Origin of the sequence: Mesorhizobium sp. M2E.F.Ca.ET.209.01.1.1, from assembly GCF_004010375.2 — a bacterium.
Taxonomy (GTDB): domain Bacteria; phylum Pseudomonadota; class Alphaproteobacteria; order Rhizobiales; family Rhizobiaceae; genus Mesorhizobium.
Genome location: NZ_SADP02000118.1, coordinates 1 through 489, shown reverse-complemented (window position 1 = coordinate 489; position 489 = coordinate 1). Strand labels below are relative to the sequence as shown.

General features: G+C 64.6%; 1 protein-coding gene. It reads left to right on the top strand.

Annotated features, from left to right (window positions below):
- Window positions 1–320, top strand: a 320-nt coding sequence (locus EN852_RS34870) for a DUF1800 family protein (RefSeq protein ID WP_135879601.1), incomplete at its 5' end; no start/stop codon positions are given.
- Window positions 321–489 lie beyond the last annotated feature (169 nt).

Below are 489 nucleotides of genomic sequence, written 5' to 3'. Positions count from 1 at the left end.
GCCCCTCCACCGGCAACGAACCGCAACGGTCGCTGCGCTGGCTGAGGGCGCTCGGTCAACCGCTGTGGCAGCCGCCGGGGCCGAACGGCTTTTCCGACCAGACGGATGCATGGGCTTCCGCCGAGGGCCTCAAGACGCGGCTGGACATCGCCTGGCAGGCCGCGAAGCAGGCGAACGATATCGGCGATCCGGACGAGACGCTGGCGTCACTGATCGGCAATTCCGTTTCGGCCGAGACACGGCAGGCGATTTCGCGCGCCGAGTCCAAACAGCAGAGCCTGGCGCTGCTGCTGATGGCGCCCGAGTTCCAACGGCGGTGACCTGGAGCAATTCCACGAAAAGTGTGCAGCGGCTTTCCGTCCGGAATTGCGTAAAAACAAAGAGTTAGTGGAGATGCGGCCATGAGCCTTCTTTGCGAAACCCCTAATCCATCCCGCCGGGCGGTACTGATGACCGGCGGCGCGCTGTTCGCCTGGGCTTATCTGCCGC